Source organism: Streptomyces sp. JK94 (genome assembly GCF_053613315.1).
This window is the reverse complement of the sequence record NZ_JBSICH010000043.1, coordinates 47,412-67,664: the sequence shown is the minus strand read 5'-3', so window position 1 is coordinate 67,664 and position 20,253 is coordinate 47,412. Positions and strand designations below refer to the sequence as shown.

General features: G+C 73.7%; 18 protein-coding genes and 1 pseudogene. 7 read left to right on the top strand and 12 right to left on the bottom strand.

The window, feature by feature from the left end:
* Positions 1–16 precede the first annotated feature (16 nt).
* Together ACVV2G_RS29875 and ACVV2G_RS29870 are read right to left on the bottom strand one after the other, a co-directional pair.
* Positions 17–1,408: an NAD(P)-binding domain-containing protein gene (locus tag ACVV2G_RS29875; RefSeq protein ID WP_453845902.1), complete on the bottom strand. Its 1,392-nt coding sequence runs from the start codon at positions 1,406–1,408 to the stop codon at positions 17–19.
* 27 nt (positions 1,409–1,435) lie between these two features.
* Entirely contained in the window at positions 1,436–1,606 is a 171-nt protein-coding gene (locus tag ACVV2G_RS29870; protein ID WP_453845901.1) for a hypothetical protein, read from the bottom strand.
* 83 nt (positions 1,607–1,689) lie between these two features.
* Between ACVV2G_RS29870 and ACVV2G_RS29865 the strand changes: the two genes are divergently transcribed.
* On the top strand, positions 1,690–2,058 hold the full coding sequence (locus ACVV2G_RS29865) for an ArsR/SmtB family transcription factor (protein WP_453845900.1): 369 nt from the start codon (positions 1,690–1,692) through the stop codon (positions 2,056–2,058).
* Positions 2,059–2,398: 340 nt separating this feature from the next.
* On the opposite strand, the gene ACVV2G_RS29860 is transcribed toward ACVV2G_RS29865, so the two are convergent.
* On the bottom strand, positions 2,399–3,901 hold the full coding sequence (locus tag ACVV2G_RS29860) for a SulP family inorganic anion transporter (RefSeq protein WP_453845899.1): 1,503 nt from the start codon (positions 3,899–3,901) through the stop codon (positions 2,399–2,401).
* A 360-nt stretch (positions 3,902–4,261) separates the two neighbouring features.
* On the opposite strand from ACVV2G_RS29860, the gene ACVV2G_RS29855 reads away from it, so the two are divergent.
* Both ACVV2G_RS29855 and ACVV2G_RS29850 read left to right on the top strand, forming a co-directional pair.
* Positions 4,262–4,684: a MerR family transcriptional regulator gene (locus ACVV2G_RS29855; protein ID WP_453845898.1), complete on the top strand. Its 423-nt coding sequence runs from the start codon at positions 4,262–4,264 to the stop codon at positions 4,682–4,684.
* Between the two features lie 528 nt (positions 4,685–5,212).
* The gene (locus ACVV2G_RS29850; protein ID WP_453845897.1) at positions 5,213–6,094 is read left to right on the top strand and encodes a DUF2637 domain-containing protein; all 882 of its coding nucleotides are present in this window, start codon (positions 5,213–5,215) and stop codon (positions 6,092–6,094) included.
* Between the two features lie 103 nt (positions 6,095–6,197).
* Here the strand turns inward: ACVV2G_RS29850 and ACVV2G_RS29845 are convergent, their stop codons facing one another.
* The 3 genes from ACVV2G_RS29845 to ACVV2G_RS29835 all read right to left on the bottom strand — a co-directional run bounded on the left by ACVV2G_RS29845 (position 6,198) and on the right by ACVV2G_RS29835 (position 8,486).
* Entirely contained in the window at positions 6,198–6,638 is a 441-nt protein-coding gene (locus ACVV2G_RS29845) for a DUF6299 family protein (RefSeq protein WP_453845896.1), read from the bottom strand.
* Between the two features lie 202 nt (positions 6,639–6,840).
* Positions 6,841–7,239, bottom strand: a complete 399-nt coding sequence (locus ACVV2G_RS29840; protein ID WP_453845895.1) for a RidA family protein — start codon at positions 7,237–7,239, stop codon at positions 6,841–6,843.
* Positions 7,236–8,486, bottom strand: coding sequence for an acyl-CoA dehydrogenase family protein (locus tag ACVV2G_RS29835; RefSeq protein WP_453845894.1), 1,251 nt, complete (start codon positions 8,484–8,486; stop codon positions 7,236–7,238). The genes ACVV2G_RS29840 and ACVV2G_RS29835 overlap by 4 nt, the downstream gene beginning before the upstream one ends.
* Positions 8,487–8,598: 112 nt before the next feature.
* On the opposite strand from ACVV2G_RS29835, the gene ACVV2G_RS29830 reads away from it, so the two are divergent.
* From ACVV2G_RS29830 to ACVV2G_RS29820, 3 genes are all read left to right on the top strand, one after another.
* Entirely contained in the window at positions 8,599–10,296 is a 1,698-nt protein-coding gene (locus tag ACVV2G_RS29830) for an AMP-binding protein (protein WP_453845931.1), read from the top strand.
* Between the two features lie 25 nt (positions 10,297–10,321).
* The gene (locus tag ACVV2G_RS29825) at positions 10,322–11,167 is read left to right on the top strand and encodes a PaaX family transcriptional regulator (protein WP_453845893.1); all 846 of its coding nucleotides are present in this window, start codon (positions 10,322–10,324) and stop codon (positions 11,165–11,167) included.
* An 83-nt stretch (positions 11,168–11,250) separates the two neighbouring features.
* Positions 11,251–12,141, top strand: coding sequence for a sulfotransferase family protein (locus ACVV2G_RS29820; RefSeq protein ID WP_453845892.1), 891 nt, complete (start codon positions 11,251–11,253; stop codon positions 12,139–12,141).
* Here the strand turns inward: ACVV2G_RS29820 and ACVV2G_RS29815 are convergent.
* Positions 12,129–14,552: a bifunctional salicylyl-CoA 5-hydroxylase/oxidoreductase gene (locus ACVV2G_RS29815; protein WP_453845891.1), complete on the bottom strand. Its 2,424-nt coding sequence runs from the start codon at positions 14,550–14,552 to the stop codon at positions 12,129–12,131. The two genes, ACVV2G_RS29820 and ACVV2G_RS29815, sit on opposite strands and share 13 nt — an antisense overlap.
* On the bottom strand, positions 14,537–15,364 hold the full coding sequence (locus ACVV2G_RS29810; RefSeq protein ID WP_453845890.1) for an enoyl-CoA hydratase family protein: 828 nt from the start codon (positions 15,362–15,364) through the stop codon (positions 14,537–14,539). Before ACVV2G_RS29810 ends, ACVV2G_RS29815 begins: the two co-directional genes overlap by 16 nt.
* Before the next feature lie 246 nt (positions 15,365–15,610).
* Here ACVV2G_RS29810 and ACVV2G_RS29805 point away from each other — a divergent pair, with 246 nt between their 5' ends.
* Positions 15,611–16,093, top strand: coding sequence for an ATP-binding protein (locus tag ACVV2G_RS29805; RefSeq protein WP_453845889.1), 483 nt, complete (start codon positions 15,611–15,613; stop codon positions 16,091–16,093).
* Here the strand turns inward: ACVV2G_RS29805 and ACVV2G_RS29800 are convergent.
* The 4 genes and pseudogenes from ACVV2G_RS29800 to ACVV2G_RS29785 form a co-directional block, all read right to left on the bottom strand.
* A complete protein-coding gene (locus ACVV2G_RS29800) occupies positions 16,050–17,498 on the bottom strand; it encodes an amino acid permease (RefSeq protein ID WP_453845888.1) in 1,449 nt (482 codons plus the stop codon). The genes ACVV2G_RS29805 and ACVV2G_RS29800 overlap by 44 nt on opposite strands.
* 115 nt (positions 17,499–17,613) lie before the next feature.
* A complete protein-coding gene (argF, locus tag ACVV2G_RS29795; RefSeq protein WP_453845887.1) occupies positions 17,614–18,621 on the bottom strand; it encodes an ornithine carbamoyltransferase in 1,008 nt (335 codons plus the stop codon).
* Positions 18,622–18,681: 60 nt separating this feature from the next.
* On the bottom strand, positions 18,682–19,905 hold the full coding sequence (locus ACVV2G_RS29790; RefSeq protein ID WP_453845930.1) for an arginine deiminase: 1,224 nt from the start codon (positions 19,903–19,905) through the stop codon (positions 18,682–18,684).
* 126 nt (positions 19,906–20,031) lie between these two features.
* Positions 20,032–20,211: pseudogene (locus ACVV2G_RS29785) on the bottom strand (3' terminal RNA ribose 2'-O-methyltransferase Hen1); the annotation flags it as partial.
* Positions 20,212–20,253 lie beyond the last annotated feature (42 nt).

The window sequence follows — 20,253 nt, the reverse complement described above, 5'->3', positions numbered from 1 at the left end:
AGGCGGCCGGGGCCGGTCACGAGCCGCAGCAGCCGCCCGGCGGGGTCTCCTCGACGGCCGCGTCCGCCACCGCGGGGGCGCCGAGTCGGACGAGTCGCGGCGTGGGTGCGCAGCAGCCGCCGTCGGCCTGCTGGGGACCGGGGGCGTCGAACAGGCCCGCGCCACCGCAGACCCCGGTCTCGGGGAGGGTGAGTTCGACGCGGTCGGCGGCGTCGAGGTCGCCGGCGAGGGCCGCGGCGACGGACCGCACCTGCTCGTACCCGGTCAGGGCCAGGAACGTGGGGGCGCGGCCGTATGACTTCATGCCGACCAGGTAGACGCCCTGCTCGGGGTGGGAGAGCTCGCGGTGGCCGTGCGGATGGACGGTGCCGCAGGAGTGCCGGTTGGGGTCGATCAGCGGGGCGAGTTCCACCGGGGCCTGGAGGCGCTCGTCGAGCCGGAGGCGGATCTCCGAGAGGAAGGAGAGGTCGGGACGGAAGCCGGTCAGCGCGATGACCTCGTCCACCGGCTCCAGCCGCCGGCCGTCCTCACCCACCGGCACCAGCCGTCCGTCCCCGTCGCGCTCGAAGGCCTCGGTGCGGAAGCCCGTGACGGCGTCGGCGTACCCGTCGTCGACGGCGGCCTTCGCCGCCAGGCCGAGGGCACCGCGGGCGGGCAGCTGGTCGGCGGTGCCGCCGCCGAAGGTGGAGCCTGAGAGGCCCCGGCGCAGGATCCACACCACGCGCGTGCCGGTACCGTCCTCGGACCTGGCCAGGTCGGCGAGGTGGGCGAGCGCGGTGAAGGCGGAGGCGCCGGAACCGACGACGGCGGTGCGCCGGCCCGCGTAGCGGGCGCGGACGGCGGGCTCCGTGAGGTCGGGAACGCGGTAGGCGATCCGGTCGGCCGCCGCCTTCTCGCCGAGCGCGGGCAGACCGCTGCCGCCGGCCGGGGACGGGGCGGTCCAGGTGCCGGAGGCGTCGACGACGGCACGGGCGAGGATCCGCTCCTCGCGGCCGTCGGCGTACTCGACGTGCACGACGAAGGGCTGCGCCTCCCGTCCGGCGTCGACGATGCGGTCGCGGCCGGCCCGGGAGACACCGGTGACGGTGGCGCCGGTACGGACCCGGTCGCCGAGGACGTCGGCGAGCGGCTGAAGGTACCGCTCGGCCCAGTCGCCGCCGGACGGGTACGTCGCCGGGTCGGGCCGGGTCCAGCCGGTGGGGGCGAGGAGCTTCTCGGCGGCCGGGTCGACGACCTCGCTCCAGGTGGAGAAGAGGCGCACGTGGCTCCACTCGCGCACGGCCGCGCCGGCGACGGCGCCCGCTTCCAGGACGAGGGGCACGAGGCCGCGTCCGGTCAGGTGCGCGGCGGCGGCGAGCCCTGCGGGGCCGGCCCCGATGACGACGACGGGAAGCTGCTGGGTGCTCATGACGGTCGGTCTCCTTGGGGCGAGGGGTCAGCGCGCGGGGGTGACGGCGGTCAGCCGGATCGGCCGACGGCGTTCGGCCGCCCGGGCGGCACGGTCGCCGGCCTGAGCGCGGCCGTCGCGGAAGCCGACGCCGGCCAGGTGCCGGACGGTGCGGCGGGCCCGGGCCGCGGTGAGCGCGGTGCGGAGGGTGATGGTCACGACGACTCCTTGATTCGATGTCCGTCGATACCGCCTGCACCCCGGAGCTTGCCACCCGTATCGACGAGTGTCAACATAGACACATGTCGAATCCAAAGGTCGTGGAACTGCCCGTCGCGCAGGACGGCTTTCCCGCGGTGCCGTGCTGCCCGCCGATCACCGCGGGGGAGCTGTCCCCGGCGGACGCGGAGAAGATGGCCGCCATGTTCAAGGCCCTGTCCGACCCGGTGCGCCTGCGGCTGTTCTCGAAGGTCGCCTCCCACCCGGGCGGGGAGGCGTGCGTGTGCGACATCGCCGACGTCGGCGTCTCCCAGCCGACCGTCTCGCACCACCTGAAGAAGCTGCGCGAGGCCGGGCTGCTGACCTCCGACCGGCGCGGCACCTGGGTCTACTACCAGGTCGCCCCGTCCGTGGTGGCGGCCATGGCCGCCATGCTCGACCTGCGCGGCTGACCGCCGCCACCGGGTCCGCGCGCGACACTTCCCCGTGCGCACGCCCGCGAACCCACGGCGCCGGGGCGGGGGGACGCGGACCGGTGCGACGAGGACGGGGACCTCGACGAGCGGGCCGACGACGCCGGGGAGGACCTGTCCGGAGGTGGCACAGAAGGTGGCGACGGCGGCGCGACGGCCGGCTCGAAGCGGAGGCGCCTTCCGCGAGGGCCACCGCCACGGAGGGAGCCCTTCCCCGGCGACACCGGCCCGGAGGGGGCCCCTCCCCCGGCGACACCAACCCGGAGGGAGCCCCTTCCCCAGGCGGCACCAGCCCGGCGACGCCGCCCGCCGGACCCCGTCAGTGGCCGCCGGTGAGCTGACCCGCCAGGCGACGGCGCATGTCGGCGCTGGGGCCGTTGAGGCCGGTGACGGTGACCTTCTTGCCGCGCTGGGCGTACTTCGTCTCGATGGCGTCCAGGGCCGCGACGGAGGACGCGTCCCAGATGTGGGTGCCGGACAGGTCGATGACGACGTCGTCGGGGTCGCCCCTGTAGTCGAACTGGTGGACCAGGTCGTTGGACGAGGCGAAGAACAGCTCACCGGTGACCGAGTAGACGACCTGCTTGCCCTCGGGGTCGACCACACCGGAGACGTTGGCCAGGTGGGCGACCCGCCTGGCGAAGATGATCATCGCGGTGAGGGAGCCGGCGACGACGCCGATGGCGAGGTTGTGCGTGGCGACCACGACGACCACCGTGGCCACCATGACGGTGGTCTCGCCGAGCGGCATGCGCTTGAGGGTCCTGGGCCGGACGGAGTGCCAGTCGAACGTGCCGACCGACACCATGACCATGACGGCGACGAGCGCGGCCATCGGGATGTCGGAGACCACCGGGCCGAAGACGATGCAGAGCACCATCAGGAAGAAGCCGGCCAGGAAGGTGGACAGGCGGGTACGGGCGCCCGACACCTTCACGTTGATCATGGTCTGGCCGATCATGGCGCAGCCGCCCATGCCGCCGAAGAAGCCGGTGACGATGTTGGCGACGCCCTGACCGACGGACTCGCGGGTCTTGCTGGAGCGGGTGTCGGTGATGTCGTCGACCAGCTTGGCCGTCATCAGCGACTCCATCAGACCCACCAGCGCCATGGCCAGGGCGTAGGGCGCGATGGTGGTCAGCGTGTCCATGGTGAACGGGACGTCCGGCAGGCCGGGGACGGGCAGCGAGGAGGGCAGTTCGCCCCTGTCGCCGACCGTCGGGACCGCGATACCGGCCGCGACGGTGATCACGGTCAGCACGACGATGGAGACCAACGGCGCCGGGACCACCCTGGTGACCCTGGGGAAGAACACCATCAGAGCCAGACCGCCCGCGAGGAGCGGGTAGACGGCCCACGGGACGTCGTGCATCTCCGGCACCTGGGCCACGAAGATCAGGATGGCCAGCGCGTTGACGAATCCGACCATCACCGAGCGGGGCACGAACCGCATCAGCCTGGCCACGCCGAGCGCCCCGAGGATCACCTGGAAGACACCGGCCAGGATGACGGCGGCGACCAGGTAGCCCAGCCCGTGCTCACGGTTCAGTGGGGCGATGACCAGGGCGACCGCGCCGGTGGCGGCGGAGATCATCGCCTTGCGGCCGCCCACCACGGAGATGACGACCGCCATGGTGAACGAGGCGAACAGGCCGACGCTGGGGTCGACCCCGGCGATGATCGAGAAGGAGATGGCCTCGGGGACGAGCGCCAGGGCCACGACCAGGCCGGCCAGCACCTCGGTGCGCAGGACCTTCGGCGAGGTGAGCCAGTCGGGCCTGGACATGCGGAACCCGGGAGAGGCGGAGAGCGGTGAGGACATGCAACCGTTTCTGTTCGAGCGCAGGCGCCCCTTGTCACTGGACACACACGCGGGATGTACGCGATACCGCTCCCGCGAAGGTGCGGAATCCCCCGGCGGCCCGGACGCCTCGACGGGAGCCTTGCCGGACGGGGCGGCGGCCTTCCGGTCGCCGTCAGGCATCATTGCCCGGAGAGTCTTCGGTGCCGTCAGAGGCCCCGCCGGGGCCTGTGCTGCGGCGGTCCGGCCCCTTCCGTGTACGGAACGGCGGGGACGAACGCATGCGGAAGTCTACCCTGACGTAAGGGAAGGGTGCGAGTTCCGGCGGATGAGACGCAGGTGGACAGCCTGGGCGGACGACAGAGGGAGACGGGCGCAGCGATGACGGAACACCGGCAGATGCAGATCGGCGAGGTGGCCGAGCGGACCGGTCTGTCGTTGCGCACCATCCGTCACTACGAGGAGGTCGGCCTCGTCATCCCCTCGGCCCGCAGCAAGGGCGGCTTCCGGCTGTACACGGCGGCGGACGTCGATCGCCTGATGGTGATCCGCCGCATGAAGCCGCTCGACTTCTCCCTGGAGGAGATGCGCGACCTGCTGGAGATCACCGACCGGCTCGCCGCCCCCGACGACGCACCCGGCGGGGAGGAGAGGGAGCGGCTGCGGGAGCGGCTCGACTCCTACCGCAAGGAGGCCGACGCGCGCTGCGAGACGCTGCGCGCCCGGTTGTCGATGGCCGAGGACTTCGCCGCCACGCTCCAGCGACGGCTGGACAACGAGTCCGGGAGACTGACGCAGCGGTAGGGAGCCCCACCGGCCGCCACCACCGGCACCACCGGCACCGTCGGCACCGTCGGCACCGCCGCAGGACGCCCCCCCTCGCCCTGGACCGCGAACGGCCGGCCGGCTCGGCGGCCCCGCCGCCGACGCACCGTCGCGCATAGGCAAAACGGCTCGGTGACTTCTTCATATGTCGTACAGCACTACGGTCGAGCCGGTGTGAATTCGAGATTGGGTAAGTATCGCAGAAACCATTCACTCGACTGCCGCGCATCCGACGGAGTAGGCAGACGTTACTTCGGATATGACAGAGGAATACGGGGAATTGGTGACGCTCGGGCCATACATTTACCGGCCCGGCAGAAATCACTGCCCGTCACCGGGCGACGGAACTCTGACCAGAGGCGGGCCCCCCGTCCCCCTCCGGGTGACCGAGCCCGCGCTGCGGCGCTTCCTGGACGTCATGACCGAGCTGGAGGCCGGCCTCGCCGAGCGGTGGGGCCGGTCCCAGGGAGTCCCCACGTACACCCGGGCGGAGTGAGCCGGGGCGTCATGCACGAGGAACAGACGCACCACCACATGGTCTACGGGGAAGGCCCGTTCCGGTCCACGGGCACCGGACGGCACCGGGCACCCGAGGACGCGCCGCAGGAGGCCCTGGTCCCGCCGGAACCCGGCTGGGACCCGGCCGAGGAACTCGCGTTCCTGCTGCAGGACGCGAGGGAACAGCAGACCACCTTCGTCCGGGGGACGACCGAGACGTCGGCGATCTTCCCCGTGCCGGGCACGCCGATGAGCAATCTGCAGGAAATCACGGCGGAACTGCCGCCGCTGCGGGATTTCCCCACGAGTCACCGCCGGATCCGCAGAGGCAGAAAGGTGAGCCGGCTGCGTGCCGCGAGTCTTTTCGTCGCGGCACTCGCCGCGGTCATCGCGGCCTCCGTGAGCCTGTTCGGCGGCATGGTGGCCTATGAACCGCTGCGCCTGGCGGCCATGACCCGCACCCGCGCCGGCGTCGTGTCGTGGTGGCCCCTGCTGGTCTACGGGCCCTGGCTGGTGGCGTCGTTGGCCGTCCTGCGGTCCGCGCTGCACCGGCGCCGCGCGGTCCACTCCTGGGCCGTGGTGCTGCTGTTCTCCGCCATCGCGATGCTGCTGTGCGTCGCCCAGGCGCCCAGAACGCTCAGCGACGGCGCGGCCGCCGCCCTGCCGGGGCTGGCGTCGCTGCTCTGCTTCCAGCAGATCGTCCGTCAGATCACGCTCACCCGTCCGCCCCGGCGCGTACCGCCGCGCCATCGCCAGCGGCCCGCCCCCGCACCCGCGCCGGAGCCCGAACCCGAGCCGGAGGACTCGGCGGCCCCGGACGCGGTGGCCCTGCCGCACCAGCGCATGTGTCCGTCGCGTCCGCCGGGGCCCGGGGCCGGGAAGCGGCTCTGACCCTCCGCCGCGGGACCCCGTACCGGCGCCCCTCCACCGTGGAAGACCCGTACGGAGCTGCCGGGCCCCGCGCCGGTGTGGTGCGGGGGCCCGGTGGCCCGGCTCAGCCCTGGGCCAGTGTCACGTCCTGGCCGTGCCGTGCGTGAAAGCTCGGGAGCGGAAGAATGCCCATGGGCCGCAGTTCCAGCAATGTGGCCTCGACGTGGGCCGCGCCGGGCTTCAGGGCGTTCTCGGAGGGCGTGCCCGTGTTGATCCAGCGGTGCTCCAGGCCGTCGCACACCGCGCGGGTGCCGCCGATGCCGTACCGCACGGACGGGTCGCCCTGGCTCACGGAGGAACTGACGAAGACGGGACCGGTGCCGGCGGTGCACCGGTAGGTCCCGGAGAGGGTCACGCTGCCGTCCGCGGCGATGCGGCCGGTCGGGTCGACGGTCACCGACTCCGTGACGTGGCGGGCGTCGTGGGCGGCCGCCGTGGCGGCGGGGGCGGCCAGCAGCAGGGCGGCGCCGGCGGCCGTGGCGAGAGCCGCGGAACGTACGGGCATGGGGGGACCTCCCGGTCGGTCGGAATGGGGGGTTCCACTGGTACCCGGCGCACGGGCCCGCGGGAGTGACCGTCACCCCTTCGGTGGCGAGTCCGCGTCGGCCGGCGTGAGGACAGTACGGCAGGCGTGGGCGACGCGGCCGTGACGGCAGTACGGCGGGCGTGACGACCGTGCCGCGGGCCGGCCGACTGGATCGCGGGCGCTACGGCAGTACGGCGAACCCGTCGAGTTCGACCAACGCCCGTTCGTCCCAGAGGCGTACGACCTCCACGACCGCCATCGCCGGGTAGTCGCGGCCCGCCAGCTCGCGCCAGATGCGGCCGAGGGCGCCGGCGTGGACGCGGTACGCGGCGACGTCCGTGGCGTAGACGGTGACGCGGGCGAGGTCGGCGGGCGTGCCGCCGGCCGCGCGCAGGGCGGTCAGGAGGTTGGCGAGGGCCTTCTCGAACTGGTCGGGGAGGGTGTCGCCGGTGACCTCGCCGCCGGTGTCGAGGGCGGTCTGGCCGGCCAGGAAGACGACGCGGGTGCCGGTGGCCGCGACGGCGTGGGAGAAGCCGGCCGGCGGGGAGAGTTCGGGCGGGTTCATCCGTTCCACGCTCAAGTGCCGGGCTCCTGTGCCGTGTCCTGGGTGCGGTACAGCTCCTTGGCGATGATGCCGCGCTGCACCTCGCTCGCGCCCTCGTAGACGCGGGGGGCGCGCACCTCGCGGTAGAGGTGCTCGAGGAGGTGGCCGCGGCGCAGGGCGCGGGCGCCGTGCAGCTGGACGGCCCGGTCCACGACGTACTGGGCGGTCTCGGTGGCGAGGAGTTTGGCCATCGCCGCCCGTCGGGGGACGTCCGCGGCGCCCTCGTCGTACGCCGTCGCCGCCGCGTACACCATCAGGCGGGCCGCCTCGGTGCGCAGGGCCATCTCGGCGACCTGGTGCGAGACGGTCTGGAGGTCGCGCAGCTTGCCGCCGAAGGCGTCGCGGGTGCCGGTGTGCGCGAGGGTGGCGTCCAGGGCCGCCTGCGCCATGCCGACCGCGAAGGCGCCCACGCTGGGGCGGAACAGGTTGAGGGTGCCCATGGCGACGCGGAAGCCCCGGTCGGGTTCACCGAGGACGTCGGCGGCGGTGACGGGGACGGCGTCGAAGGCGAGGGTGCCGACGGGGTGGGGGGACAGCATGTCGAGCGGGGTGCCGGTGAGGCCGGGGCGGTCGGCGGGGACGAGGAAGGCGGTGACGCCGCGGGCGCCGGCGCCGGGCGTGGTGCGGGCGAAGACCGTGTAGAAGTCGGCCTCGGGGGCGTTGGAGATCCAGCACTTCTCGCCGGTGAGCCGCCAGCCGGAGCGGCCCGCCCGGTCGGCCGCCAGGGTGCCGGGGGGACGCCGGGGGTCCGGCCGGCCGCCGGGCGGGTCCCCGTCGGCCTCCGCCCCGGCCCGCCCGGCTCCCCGCGGCCCCGTGTCCGGTTCCGCCCTGAGTCCGAGCGCCGCCGCGTCCGAGCCGGCGTCCGGCTCGCTGAGGGCGAAGGCGGCCACCGCGCTGCCGTCGGCGACGCGGGGCAGCCAGCGGGCGCGCTGGGCCTCGGTGCCGTGGGCGTGCACCGGGTGGGCGCCGAGGCCCTGGAGGGCGAGGGCGGTCTCGGCCTCCGTACAGGCGTGGGCGAGGGACTCGCGCATCAGGCACAGGTCGAGGGCGCCCGAGGTGAACAGGCGGGACAGCAGGCCGAGGGCACCGAGTTCGGCGACGAGGGCGCGGTTGACCCGGCCCCGATCGCCCTTGCCGGCCAGCGGGCGCAGCCGTTCGGCGGCCAGGGCGCGCAGTTCGGCGCACCAGGCGAGCTGTGCCGGTTCGAGCGAGAATGCGGTCATCGCCGGTCCCTTCCCCTGCTCCCCTGCCCGCCGGTCCGCCGAGCCCTCGGGCCACCTGAGCCTCGGGCCGCCAGGCCACCGGGCCCCGCCCGAGGTTATCGCGGACCGTTGACTGCCGTCACCGTCACGATACGCTCGTCGGGCGAGCCCACCACGGCAAAGGGGGCGAACCGCCATGGCAGATCCGCACCGCGCGCGACCGCACCGCTCCGCCCACCTCGACACCTTCGCGCGCGACCACCTGCCGCCCCCCGACCAGTGGCCCGAGTTCCGCTTCGACCTGCCGGAACTGCGCTACCCCGCCCGGCTGAACTGCGCCGCCGAGCTGCTCACCGGCCCGCCCGCCGACCGCCCGGTCTTCCGGACGGCGTCCGGGGAGAGCTGGAGCTACGGCGACTTGCGCGCCCGCGTCGACCGGCTCGCCCGGCTCCTCGCCGGCGACCTCGGCGTGGTCCCCGGCAACCGGGTGCTGCTGCGCGGGCCCACCACGCCGTGGCTGGCCGCCTGTTGGCTGGCGGTGCTGAAGGCGGGGGCGGTGGCGGTCACCGTGCTGGCCCAGCAGCGCCCGCACGAACTGCGCGCGATCTGCGGGATCGCCCGGGTGCGGCACGCGCTGTGCGACGTCCGGGCCGTCGGCGACCTCGCCGGGGCGGAGATCCCAGGGCTGCGGATCACGACGTACGGCGGCGACGCGTCCGACGACCTGCTGATCCGCGCGGAGGCCGCCGAGGTGCCCGACGCGCCGCTCCCGGCCGTGGACACGGCGGCCGACGACGTGGCGCTGATCGCCTTCACCTCGGGCACCACCGGCCGCCCCAAGGGCTGCGTGCACTTCCATCGCGACGTGCTGGCGATCGCCGACACCTTCTCGAAGCACGTCCTCGCGCCCCGCGCGGACGACCTCTTCGCGGGCAGCCCGCCACTCGGCTTCACCTTCGGGCTCGGCGGGCTCGTGATCTTCCCGATGCGGGCCGGGGCGAGCGCGCTGCTGCTCGAACGGGCGGGTCCCGGGCAGTTGCTGCCCGCCGTCGCCGAACACCGGGTGTCGGTGCTGTTCACCGCGCCGACGGCCTACCGCACGATGCTCGACGAGCTGGACGCCTACGACGTGACGTGCCTCAGACGCTGCGTCTCCGCGGGCGAGAACCTGCCGGCGGCCACCTGGCGGGCCTGGCACGAGCACACCGGGCTGCGCCTCATCAACGGCATCGGCGCCACCGAGCTGCTGCACATCTTCGTCTCCGCGGCCGACGGGGACGCCAGGCCCGGTACGACGGGCCTCCCGGTGCCGGGGTGGCAGGCGCGCGTGCAGGACGGGGACGGCGCGCCCGTGCCGGACGGGGAGCCCGGGCTGCTGGCGGTGCGGGGGCCGGTGGGCTGCCGGTACCTCGCCGATCCGCGGCAGCGGGAGTACGTGCGCGACGGCTGGAACATCACCGGGGACACCTACGTCCGCGAGCCCGACGGGTACTTCCGGTACGTGGCGCGCGCCGACGACATGATCGTCTCCGCGGGTTACAACATCGCCGGGCCGGAGGTGGAGGAGGCGCTGCTGCGGCACCCGGACGTCGTGGAGGCCGCGGTGGTGGGCCGGCCCGACGCGCACCGCGGGCAGGTCGTGGTGGCGCACGTCGTGCTGAAGGAGGGTGCCGAGCCGGACGACGACGCGCTCCGCACGTTCCTCAGGGCCGAGCTGGCGCCGTACAAGTGCCCGCGCGAGATCCTGTTCCCGGACGCGCTGCCGCGTACGGCGACCGGCAAGCTCCAGCGCCACCGGCTCCTGCCCCCGCCCGGCCCGCCCCCGGAGTGACCAGGCGTGATGCCGACGACCTAAGATGATCAATGTGTCCGAGCAGCACCCGCAGCACGCCCCGAGGTCCCTGATCGTCACGCTCTACGGCGCGTACGGCCGTCACGCGCCGGGCCCGCTGCCCGTCGCCGAGCTGATCCGGCTGCTGGCCGCGGTCGGGGTGGACGCTCCCTCCGTACGCTCGTCGGTGTCCCGGCTCAAGCGGCGCGGGCTGCTGTTGCCCGCCCGCACCGCCCAGGGCGCGGCCGGGTACGAGCTGTCCGCCGAGGCCCGGCAGTTGCTCGACGACGGGGACCGGCGCGTCTACGCCACGGCGCCGCACGAGGACGACGGCTGGGTGCTCGCCGTGTTCTCCGTCCCGGAGTCGCAGCGGCAGAAGCGGCACGTACTGCGCTCCCGCCTGGCCGGTCTGGGCTTCGGCACCGCGGCCCCCGGCGTGTGGATCGCCCCGGCCCGGCTGTACGAGGAGACCCGGCACGCGCTGGGCCGCCTCGGCCTGGAGACCTACGTGGACCTCTTCCGCGGTGAGCACCTGGGTTTCACGCCGACCGCCGAGGCGGTGGCCCGCTGGTGGGACCTGGCCGCGATCGCCGAGGAGCACGAGGCGTTCCTCGACCGGCACGCGCGCGTGCTGCACGCGTGGGAGCGCCGGGCGGACACCCCGCCCGAGGAGGCCTACCGCGACTACCTCCTCGCCCTGGACTCCTGGCGCCACCTGCCCTACGCCGACCCGGGCCTGCCCGCCCGGCTGCTGCCCGGGGACTGGCCCGGCTCGCGGTCGGCGGCCGTCTTCCGGGCCCTGCACGAGCGGCTGCGCGACGCGGGGGCGCTCTACGCGGCACCGCGGCCCCCACGTCCCGCCGATCAGTGACTCGCGTCACACTTCTCCGCGCTCAGGGAACCCTCAGTCCCCTCAGACCCTCTTCTCAGGTTCATGCCCTACCGTACTGACGCATGAGTCTCGCGCGTCACTTGAACCGGGCCCTCACCGCCACCACCGGCCTCCAGGTACGGAGAGCCCCCGCGGCGGCGAAGGGGAGGACAGCCGCCGCCCCCAAACCGGCGGAGCGGCCGGCGGCCCCCTACCGGTGTCCGCCCGCCGGGGAGCCGGCGCCCGACAGGCTGCTGCGCCGGCCCGTCTTCATCATCTCGTCCATCCGCTCCGGCTCCACCCTGCTGCGCATGATGATGGGCGCCCACCCGCGGCTGCACGCTCCGCACGAGCTGCACCTGGGACGGCTGGAGGTCGTCTGCACCAACTGGTTCTCCCAGCGGGCGATGGGGGCCCTCGGCCTGGAACGCGGCGACCTGGAGCACTTGCTGTGGGACCGCGTCATGCACCGGGAACTGACCAGGTCCGGCAAGGACTTCGTCGTCGAGAAGACCCCGGCCAACGTCTACATGTACCAGCGCCTGAAGGACTGCTGGCCCGACGCGCGCTTCGTCTTCCTGCTGCGCCACCCCGAGTCGATCGCCCGCTCCTGGCACGAGAGCGATCCCGTCAAGCGGCCCTACGACAAGGCGGTCGGTGACGTGCTGCCCTATCTGAAGGCCGTCGAGGAGGCCCGCACGGCCGACACCGACGGCTTCACCGTGCGCTACGAGGACATCACCGACGACCCCGAGCGGGAGATGCGCCGCCTGTGCGCGTTCCTCGGCGTCGACTACGCGCCGGCCATGCTGAACTACGGCAAGAAGAGCGGACCCGATCTCGTGCGGGGCCTCGGCGACTGGCGGGAGAACATACGCACCGGCACCGTCCAGCCGGGCCGTGCGCTGCCGGCGCCGGACGCGATCCCCGAGCCGCTGCGCGCGGTGTGCGCGACCTGGGGCTACACGTCCTGAGACCCGCCGCGCGGTGTGAGCCCGGGCCTGGGCCCGGGGGCGTCGGTGCGCCCGGTCACCGGACGTCGGCTGCCCGCCCGGTACGGCGCGGGCCACACGACGCCCGGCCCCTCGTACCCCTGCTCGGCCGCCGCGTGCAGCGTCCAGTGCGGGTCGTAGAGGTGGGGGCGGGCCAGGGCGCACAGGTCCGCGCGCCCGGCCAGGATCAGCGAGTTGACGTCGTCCCAGGAGGAGATCGCGCCGACGGCGATCACCGGGACGCCCGCCTCGTTGCGGACGCGGTCCGCGTACGGCGTCTGGTACGACCGCCCGAACTCCGGCCGCTCGTCGGCCACCACCTGCCCCGTGGACACGTCGACGGCGTCGACGCCGTGGGCCGCGAAGGCGCGGGCGATCGCCACCGCCTCCTCGCCGCTGGTGCCGCCCTCGGCCCAGTCGGTCGCGGAGATGCGCACGGTCATCGGCCGTTCCTGCGGCCACGCGTCGCGTACGGCGTCGAAGACCTCCAGCGGGAAGCGCAGCCGCTTCTCCAGTGATCCGCCGTACGCGTCGGTGCGGTGGTTGGTGAGCGGGGAGAGGAAGCCGGAGAGCAGGTAGCCGTGGGCGCAGTGCAGTTCGAGCAGGTCGAAGCCGGCCCGGGCGGCCCGGCCCGCGGCGGCCGTGAACTGCTCCCTGATGTCGGTCAGCTGCGCCCGGGACAGGGCGCGCGGGACCTGGCTGCCCGGCTTGTACGGCAGCGGGGACGGGGCCACCAGCGGCCAGTTGCCGTCGGGCAGCGGTTCGTCGATACCCTCCCACATCAGCCGGGTGGAGCCCTTGCGTCCGCTGTGCCCGAGCTGCACGCCGATGGCGGTACCGGGTGCCTGGGCGTGCACGAAGTCGGTGATCCGCCGCCACGCCCCGCCCTGCCGGCCGGTGTACAGGCCCGCGCAGCCGGGGGTGATGCGGCCCTCGGCGCTGACGCACACCATCTCGGTCATCACCAGTCCGGCGCCGCCCAGGGCCCTGGCCCCCAGGTGGACCAGGTGGAAGTCGCCGGGCACGCCGTCGGTGGCCGAGTACATGTCCATCGGGGAGACGACGACGCGGTTGCGCAGGGTCAGGCCGCGCAGCCGGAACGGGGTGAACATCGGGGGCGTGCCGGGCGGGCAGCCGAACTCGCGCTCGACGGACTCGGTGAAGCGGGCGTCCCTCAGCCGCAGGTTCCCGTGGGTGACGCGGCGGCTGCGGGTGAGCAGGTTGAAGGCGAACTGGCGGGGCGGCCGGCCGAGGTACCGGGGCAGGTCCTCGAACCACTCCAGGCTGGCCCGTGCCGCCCGCTGCGTGGAGGCGACGACGGGGCGCCGCTCCGCCTCGTAGGCGGCGAGCGCCCCGGGGAGGGTCGGCTGCTCCTCCAGGCAGGCGGCGAGCGCGAGGGCGTCCTCCACGGCGAGCTTGGTGCCGGAGCCGATGGAGAAGTGGGCGGTGTGGGCGGCGTCGCCGAGGAGGACGACGTTGCCGTGCGACCAGCGGTCGTTGACGACGGTGCGGAACGTGGTCCACGCCGACCTGTGGGACTTCAGCGGCCGGCCGCCGAGGGCGTCGGCGAAGATCTCGGCGCAGCGTTCGGCCGACGCGCGCGGGTCCGGTCCGTCGAAGCCGGCCGCCCGCCAGACCTCCTCGCGCATCTCCACGATGACCGTGGAGGCGTCCGCCGCGTACGGGTAGCCGTGCAGCTGCATCACGCCGTGCTCGGTCTCGGCGATCTCGAAGCGGAAGGCGTCGAGGGCGAAGCCGGCGGCCAGCCAGATGTAGCGGCAGCGGTGGCGGGTGAGGCGCGGTCCGAAGACGTCGGCGTAGGTCCCGCGGGTGGTGCTGTGCACCCCGTCGGCGGCGACGACCAGGTCGTACGTCCGCGCCAGCCGGCCGGGGGGCGGGGCCTCGGTGTGGAAGCGCAGGTCGACGCCGAGGGCGTGGCAGCGGTCGTGCAGGATCTCGAGGAGACGGCGGCGGCCGAGGGCGGCGAAGCGGTGCCCGCCGGAGGTGTGGCGGGTTCCCCGGTGGACGATGTCGATGGCGTCCCAGCGGACGAAGTGGCGCCGCAGGGCTTCGTGGACGACCGGGTCGGCGTGCTCGATGCCGCCCAGGGTCTCGTCGGAGAGGACGACTCCGAAGCCGAAGGTGTCGTCGGGGGCGTTGCGCTCCCAGACGGTGATCTCGCGGTCGGGGGCGAGGCGCTTGAGGAGGGCGGCGGTGCAGAGGCCGCCGGGGCCGCCGCCGACAACGGCGACGCGGTCGGGCCGGCCGCTCACGCCGCGCGGCAGCGGCGTCGCCGTCGCGGGTCGCGGGTCGTGGCGCGGCAGCGGGCCGCCGTCGTCCGGCGCCCCTGCGGCCGGCCTGCTCCCCCGGGCCACTCCTACCGCCCCCGCCATGTCGGGGGGCGCTTCTCCGTGAAGGCGGCGTGGAACTCGGCGTAGTCCGCGCCGTTCATCAGGAGGGCCTGGGTCGAGGCGTCCAGCTCCACCGCCGCCGCCAGCGGCATGTCCAGTTCGGCGGTGAGGAGGGCCTTGGTCTGGGCGTACGCCAGGGCCGGGCCCTCGGCGAGGCGCCGGGCGAGCGACCGGGCGGCCTCGTCGGCGCGGCCCTCGTCGGTCAGCTCGCTGATCAGGCCGATCCGCTCGGCCTCGGGCGCCCGCACCTGTTCGCCGAGCATCAGCAGGCGGGTGGCGTGGCCCAGGCCGACGACGCGGGGCAGCAGGTAGGCGGCGCCCATGTCGCCGCCGGAGAGGCCGACGCGGGTGAAGAGGAAGGCGAAGCGGGCGGACGGGTCGGCGACCCGGAAGTCGGCGGCCAGGGCCAGCACCGCGCCCGCGCCCGCCGCGACGCCGTGGATCGCGGCGACCACCGGGAACGGGCACTCCCGTACGGCACGCACCACCTGGCCCGTCATCCGGTTGAAGTCCAGCAGCTGGGCGGTGTCCATGGACAGGGTCGCGCCGATGATCCCGTCCACGTCGCCGCCGGAGCAGAAGCCGCGTCCCTCCCCGGCCAGCACCAGGGCGCGCACGGACCGCTCCCGGGACAGCTCGGCGAGCAGGTCGCGCAGGTCGGCGTAGGCGCCGAAGGTGAGGGCGTTGAGCTTGTCGGGGCGGGCGAGGGTGACGGTGGCGACACCGCCGGTGAGATCGACGCGCAGGTGCCGCCAGGCGGGGGTGGGGGCGGCGGAGCCGGTGAAGGGACTCATGACGGGCGGCCTCCTGGGGCGGGCACGGCATCACCGAGCACTACTCCCCGAAGTTATCACCCGTCCATGACCGTCGTCACGATACCGCGACAGCCGATGTGTCACGGCAGGTCGGCGCCCCGCCAGCGGCGGGACCGCCCGCGCGAGGGGCGGCGTCCCGCGAGGTACGCCGCCCGTCGGCGGAGCGGAGGTCCCGCGCGGTGCCCGTCGGACGGCGCTGCCGGCGGCCCCGTACCATGCATAAAGTTGAAAGCAGGACAGGACCGCCTGCTCCGGAACGGACTCGCCGTGCACGATCGCTTCCCCGCCCCCGCCTCCTGGCGCATCGCACTGCCGCACTCCGCCGCGGCCGTGCCGGTCGCCCGTGCCCTGGTCCGCACGGCGCTGGCCGGGCTGGAGCACACGGCCGACGGTGACACCGCGGAGCTGCTCACGGCGGAGCTGGTCGCCAACGCCGTGGAGCACACCCCCGGCGGGTCGCCGATCGAGCTGGTCGTGCAGCTGATGCCGACCGGCTGCCAGGTCGAGGTGCACGACCCGGACCCGTCACCCCCCGGCGACCTCACCCGTCCGGGCGCGGAGCCGCCCGACCCCTGGCAGGAGCACGGGCGCGGTCTGCTGCTGATCCGCGCCCTCAGCTCGTCCTGCGGCCACCGCCCCGCCGGGTCCGGCAAGGCGGTCTGGTTCAGGCTCCCCGCGATACCCGCTCAGCGTCGTCCCGCGGAGTGACCTCCGCGCCGGCCCGGCCGAGGCGGGAGTACCGGCGGCCGTAGGCCGTGTACACGAGCAGGCCCACCGCGAGGAACACCGCGAACTGGAGCCAGGTCGTCCCGCCCGTCTCGTACATCAGGTACAGGCAGAAGCCGACCCCGAGCAGCGGCGTCACCGGGTACAGCGGCACCCGGAAGGTGCGGGCGAGGCCCGGCTCCCGGCGGCGCAGCGCGATCACCGAGACGTTGACGGCGGCCATGGTCGCGAGGGTGCCGATGGTGCACAGGTCGACCACCGCGTCGAGCGGGGCGAAGGCCGCGGGGAGGGCGAAGACCGCGCCGACGATCAGGGTGCCGGCGACGGGGGTCGCGGTGCGCGGGGAGACCTTCTCGAACACCCGTGGGATCAGGCCGTCGCGGGACATCGACATCAGGATGCGGGTCTGGGCGTACATCACGGCGAGCACCACCGAGGCGATGGCGACGACCGCGCCGAAGGCGACCACGCCGCCGCCGACGGTGGAGCCGGTGACCTCGTTCACGACGTACGACAGCGCGGCGGGCCGGTCGCCGACCGCGTCACCGCCGACGGCGCCGATCGCGGCCACGGCGACCGCGCAGTAGAGCAGGGTGACCAGGCCGATGCAGACCAGGATCGCGACGGGGACGTCCCGGCGCGGGTTCCTGGCCTCCTCGCCGGCCGTGGTGATCGCGTCGAAGCCGATGTACGAGAAGAAGGCGGCCGTGGTGCCGGCGCCGATGCCGCCGAGGCCGGCCGGGGAGAACGGGCTGAGGTTGCCGTCCCGGAAGGCGGAGAAGCCGATGGCGCAGAAGGCGAGGAGCACGGCCAGCTTGAGGACGGCCATCGCGGCCGTGGCCCGGGCGCTCTCGCGCACCCCGCGCACCAGGAGCACGCAGGCCAGCGCGATGACGATCACCGCGGGCAGGTTGACCGCGCCGCCGTCGCCGGGGCCCGCGGAGAGTGCCTGCGGCAGCCGGAGGCCGAGGACGCCGTCGAGCAGCTCGTTGACGTACTGGCTCCAGCCGACCGCGACCGCGGAGACCGAGACGCCGTACTCCAGCAGCAGGCACCAGCCGACCAGGAACGCGGTCCGCTCGCCGAGTCCGGCGTAGGCGAAGGAGTACGAGGACCCGGAGACGGGGATCGCGCCGCCCAGCTCGGCGAAGGCGAACGCGGTGAACACGCAGGTTATCGCGGCGAGCACGAAGGAGACGACGACGGCCGGGCCGGCCTCGGCGACCGAGTCGGACAGGCCGACGAAGATGCCGGTGCCGACGATGGCGCCGACGCCGAAGCAGACGAGCTGGAACAGCCCCATGGTGCGTTGGAGGCCGTGGCCCTCGCGGTCGGCGCCGGATTCGGCGACGAGGAGGTGCGGGGACTTGACGCGGGAAGCGGGCATTGCGGGTGGTGCTCGTTTCTGGTGGTGCGGGGGCGCGACGGTGGTCGCGGCCGGCGGCTCCGGAAGGGGTGGCTCCGGGACCGCCGGCCAGAATAACGGCCTGCTCGCCGGCCGCTCAGGCCAGCGTGGCGACCAGGACCGCCTTGATGGTGTGCAGCCGGTTCTCCGCCTCGTCGAAGACGACCGAGTGCGCGGACTCGAAGACCTCGTCCGTGACCTCCAGGGACTCCAGGCCGTGGGTCTCGAAGATCTCCCGGCCGACCTTGGTGCCCAGGTCGTGGAAGGCGGGCAGGCAGTGCAGGAACTTCACGTCCGGGTTTCCGGTGGCGCGCAGGACGTCCATGGTCACCGCGTACGGGCCGAGGGCCTTGATGCGCTCGTCCCAGACCTCCTTGGGCTCGCCCATGGAGACCCAGACGTCGGTGACGACGAAGTCGGCGCCGCGCACCCCCTCCTCGACGGACTCGGTGAGCGTGATGCGCGCCCCGCTGGACTCGGCGAGCTTCCGTGCCCGGTCGACGACCTCCTGGGCGGGCCAGTAGGACTTCGGGGCGACGATGCGCACGTCCATGCCGAGCAGGGCACCGGTGACCAGGTAGGAGTTGCCCATGTTGAAGCGGGCGTCGCCGAGGTAGGCGAAGGCGATCCCGGTGAGGGGCCGGTCGCTGTGCTCGGTCATGGTCAGCACGTCGGCGAGCATCTGGGTGGGGTGCCAGTCGTCGGTCAGGCCGTTGTAGACGGGCACGCCGGCGAAGGCCGCCAGCTCCTCGACCTTCCGCTGGCTGTCGCCCCGGTACTCGATCCCGTCGAACATGCGCCCCAGCACGCGTGCGGTGTCCTTCACGGACTCCTTGTGGCCGATCTGCGAGCCCGCCGGGTCCAGGTACGTCGTCGAGGCGCCCTGGTCGGCGGCCGCGACCTCGAACGCGCAGCGGGTGCGCGTCGAGGTCTTCTCGAAGACCAGCGCGATGTTCCTGCCCCGCAGGTACGGTGTCTCGGCCCCGGCCTTCTTGGCATCCTTCAGCTCCGCGGCCAGCTCGACCAGGCCGCGGAACTCCTCCGCGGTGAAGTCGAGTTCCTTGAGGAAGTGGCGGCCGGCGAGGGCGGTCGGGACTGTCGCCATGGGGGCGCTCCAGGGGTACGGGAAACAGGACTGTGGAACAGTATACGAGGAGTGGAATTCTTATACGGCCTGTCGTTCCACCGGGCAGCTCATGCAGCGCGGTCCGCCCCGGCCCCGGCCCAGCTCGCTGCCCGGTATCTCGATCACCTCGACGCCCTGTTTGCGCAGATGGGTGTTGGTGGTGGCGTTCCGCTCGTAGGCGACGACGACCCCCGGCTCGACGGCCAGGACGTTGCAGCCGTCGTCCCACTGCTCGCGTTCGGCGGCGTGGACGTCCTGCGTCGCGGTCAGCACCCGGATCTCGTTCAGGCCGAGCGCGGCGGCGATCGCACGGTGCATGTGCTCCGGCGGATGGTCGGTGACCTTCAGCTCCTTCTCGCCCACGCCCGGCTCGATGGTGTACGAGCGGAGCATGCCGAGCCCGGCGTACTGGGTGAAGGTGTCGCCGTCGACCATCGTCATCACGGTGTCGAGGTGCATGAAGGCCCGCCGCTTGGGCATGTCCAGGGCCACGATGGTGCGGGCGGAGCCGGCGGCGAACAGCTTGTGCGCGAGCATCTCGACGGCCTGGGGCGTGGTCCGCTCGCTCATGCCGATGAGCACGGCCCCGTTGCCGATGACCAGGACGTCGCCGCCCTCGATGGTGGACGGGTAGTCCGCCTGGCCCTCGGACCACAGGTGGAAGATCTCGTCGCGGAACAGCGGATGGTGCCGGTAGATCGCCTCGAAGTGGACCGTCTCCCGCTGCCGGGCGGGCCAGCGCATGGCGTTGATGGAGACGCCGTCGTAGATCCAGGCCGAGGTGTCCCGGGTGAAGAGGTGGTTGGGCAGCGGTCCGAGCAGGAAGTCGTCCAGCTCCATGGCGTGGAAGCGCACGGAGGTCGGCTCCGGGTGCGCCTGCAGGTACTCCCGCTTGGTCATGCCGCCGACCAGGGCCTCGGCCAGTTCACGGGCGGGCAGGGTCTCGAAGGCGGCCCGGAGGTGGTCCGTGGCCAGCACTCCGTACTCCTTCTCGTCGAAGACCCGGTCCAGCACGAGCCGCCGGGCGGCCGGGAGGTCCAGGGTCTCGGTGAGCAGGTCGCCGAAGAGGTGCACGGCGACCCCGCGATCACGCAGCACGTCGGCGAACCCGTCGTGCTCGGCGCGCGCCCGGCGCACCCAGAGCACGTCGTCGAAGAGGAGAGCGTCCTTGTTGCTGGGGGTGAGCCTTTTGAGCTCGAGATCCGGCCGGTGCAGGATGACGCGGGTGAGCCGCCCGGCTTCGGAGTCGACGTGGAATCCCATGCCTTCATCCTGACCATTCGGGCGCCTGTTCACCCCCTGCCCGGGCAGACCCGTGCTCCGCACCGCGGCCACCGGGCCGCGACGGGGACGGCCCGGGGCGGGCGGCGGCGGGCGGAGCGCCACCGCGTCGGCCTCCATCAGCGGCGCCGCCGTGCCGCGCTGCCCCTCGGCCTCCGGTTGGAGCCCGTGGGCCGTGCCGAAGGAGGTGGAGAACGCCCGCGCCTTGTCGGGATGCTCGTGCAGCGGGAAGCCGGGGCCGGTCGCGGGGCGGTCGGGAGCACCGGTGGTGGTGCGGGTCAGGAACACGCGGAGGGTCGCTCCGGCCGGTGGACGCCGATGAGGAGCCGT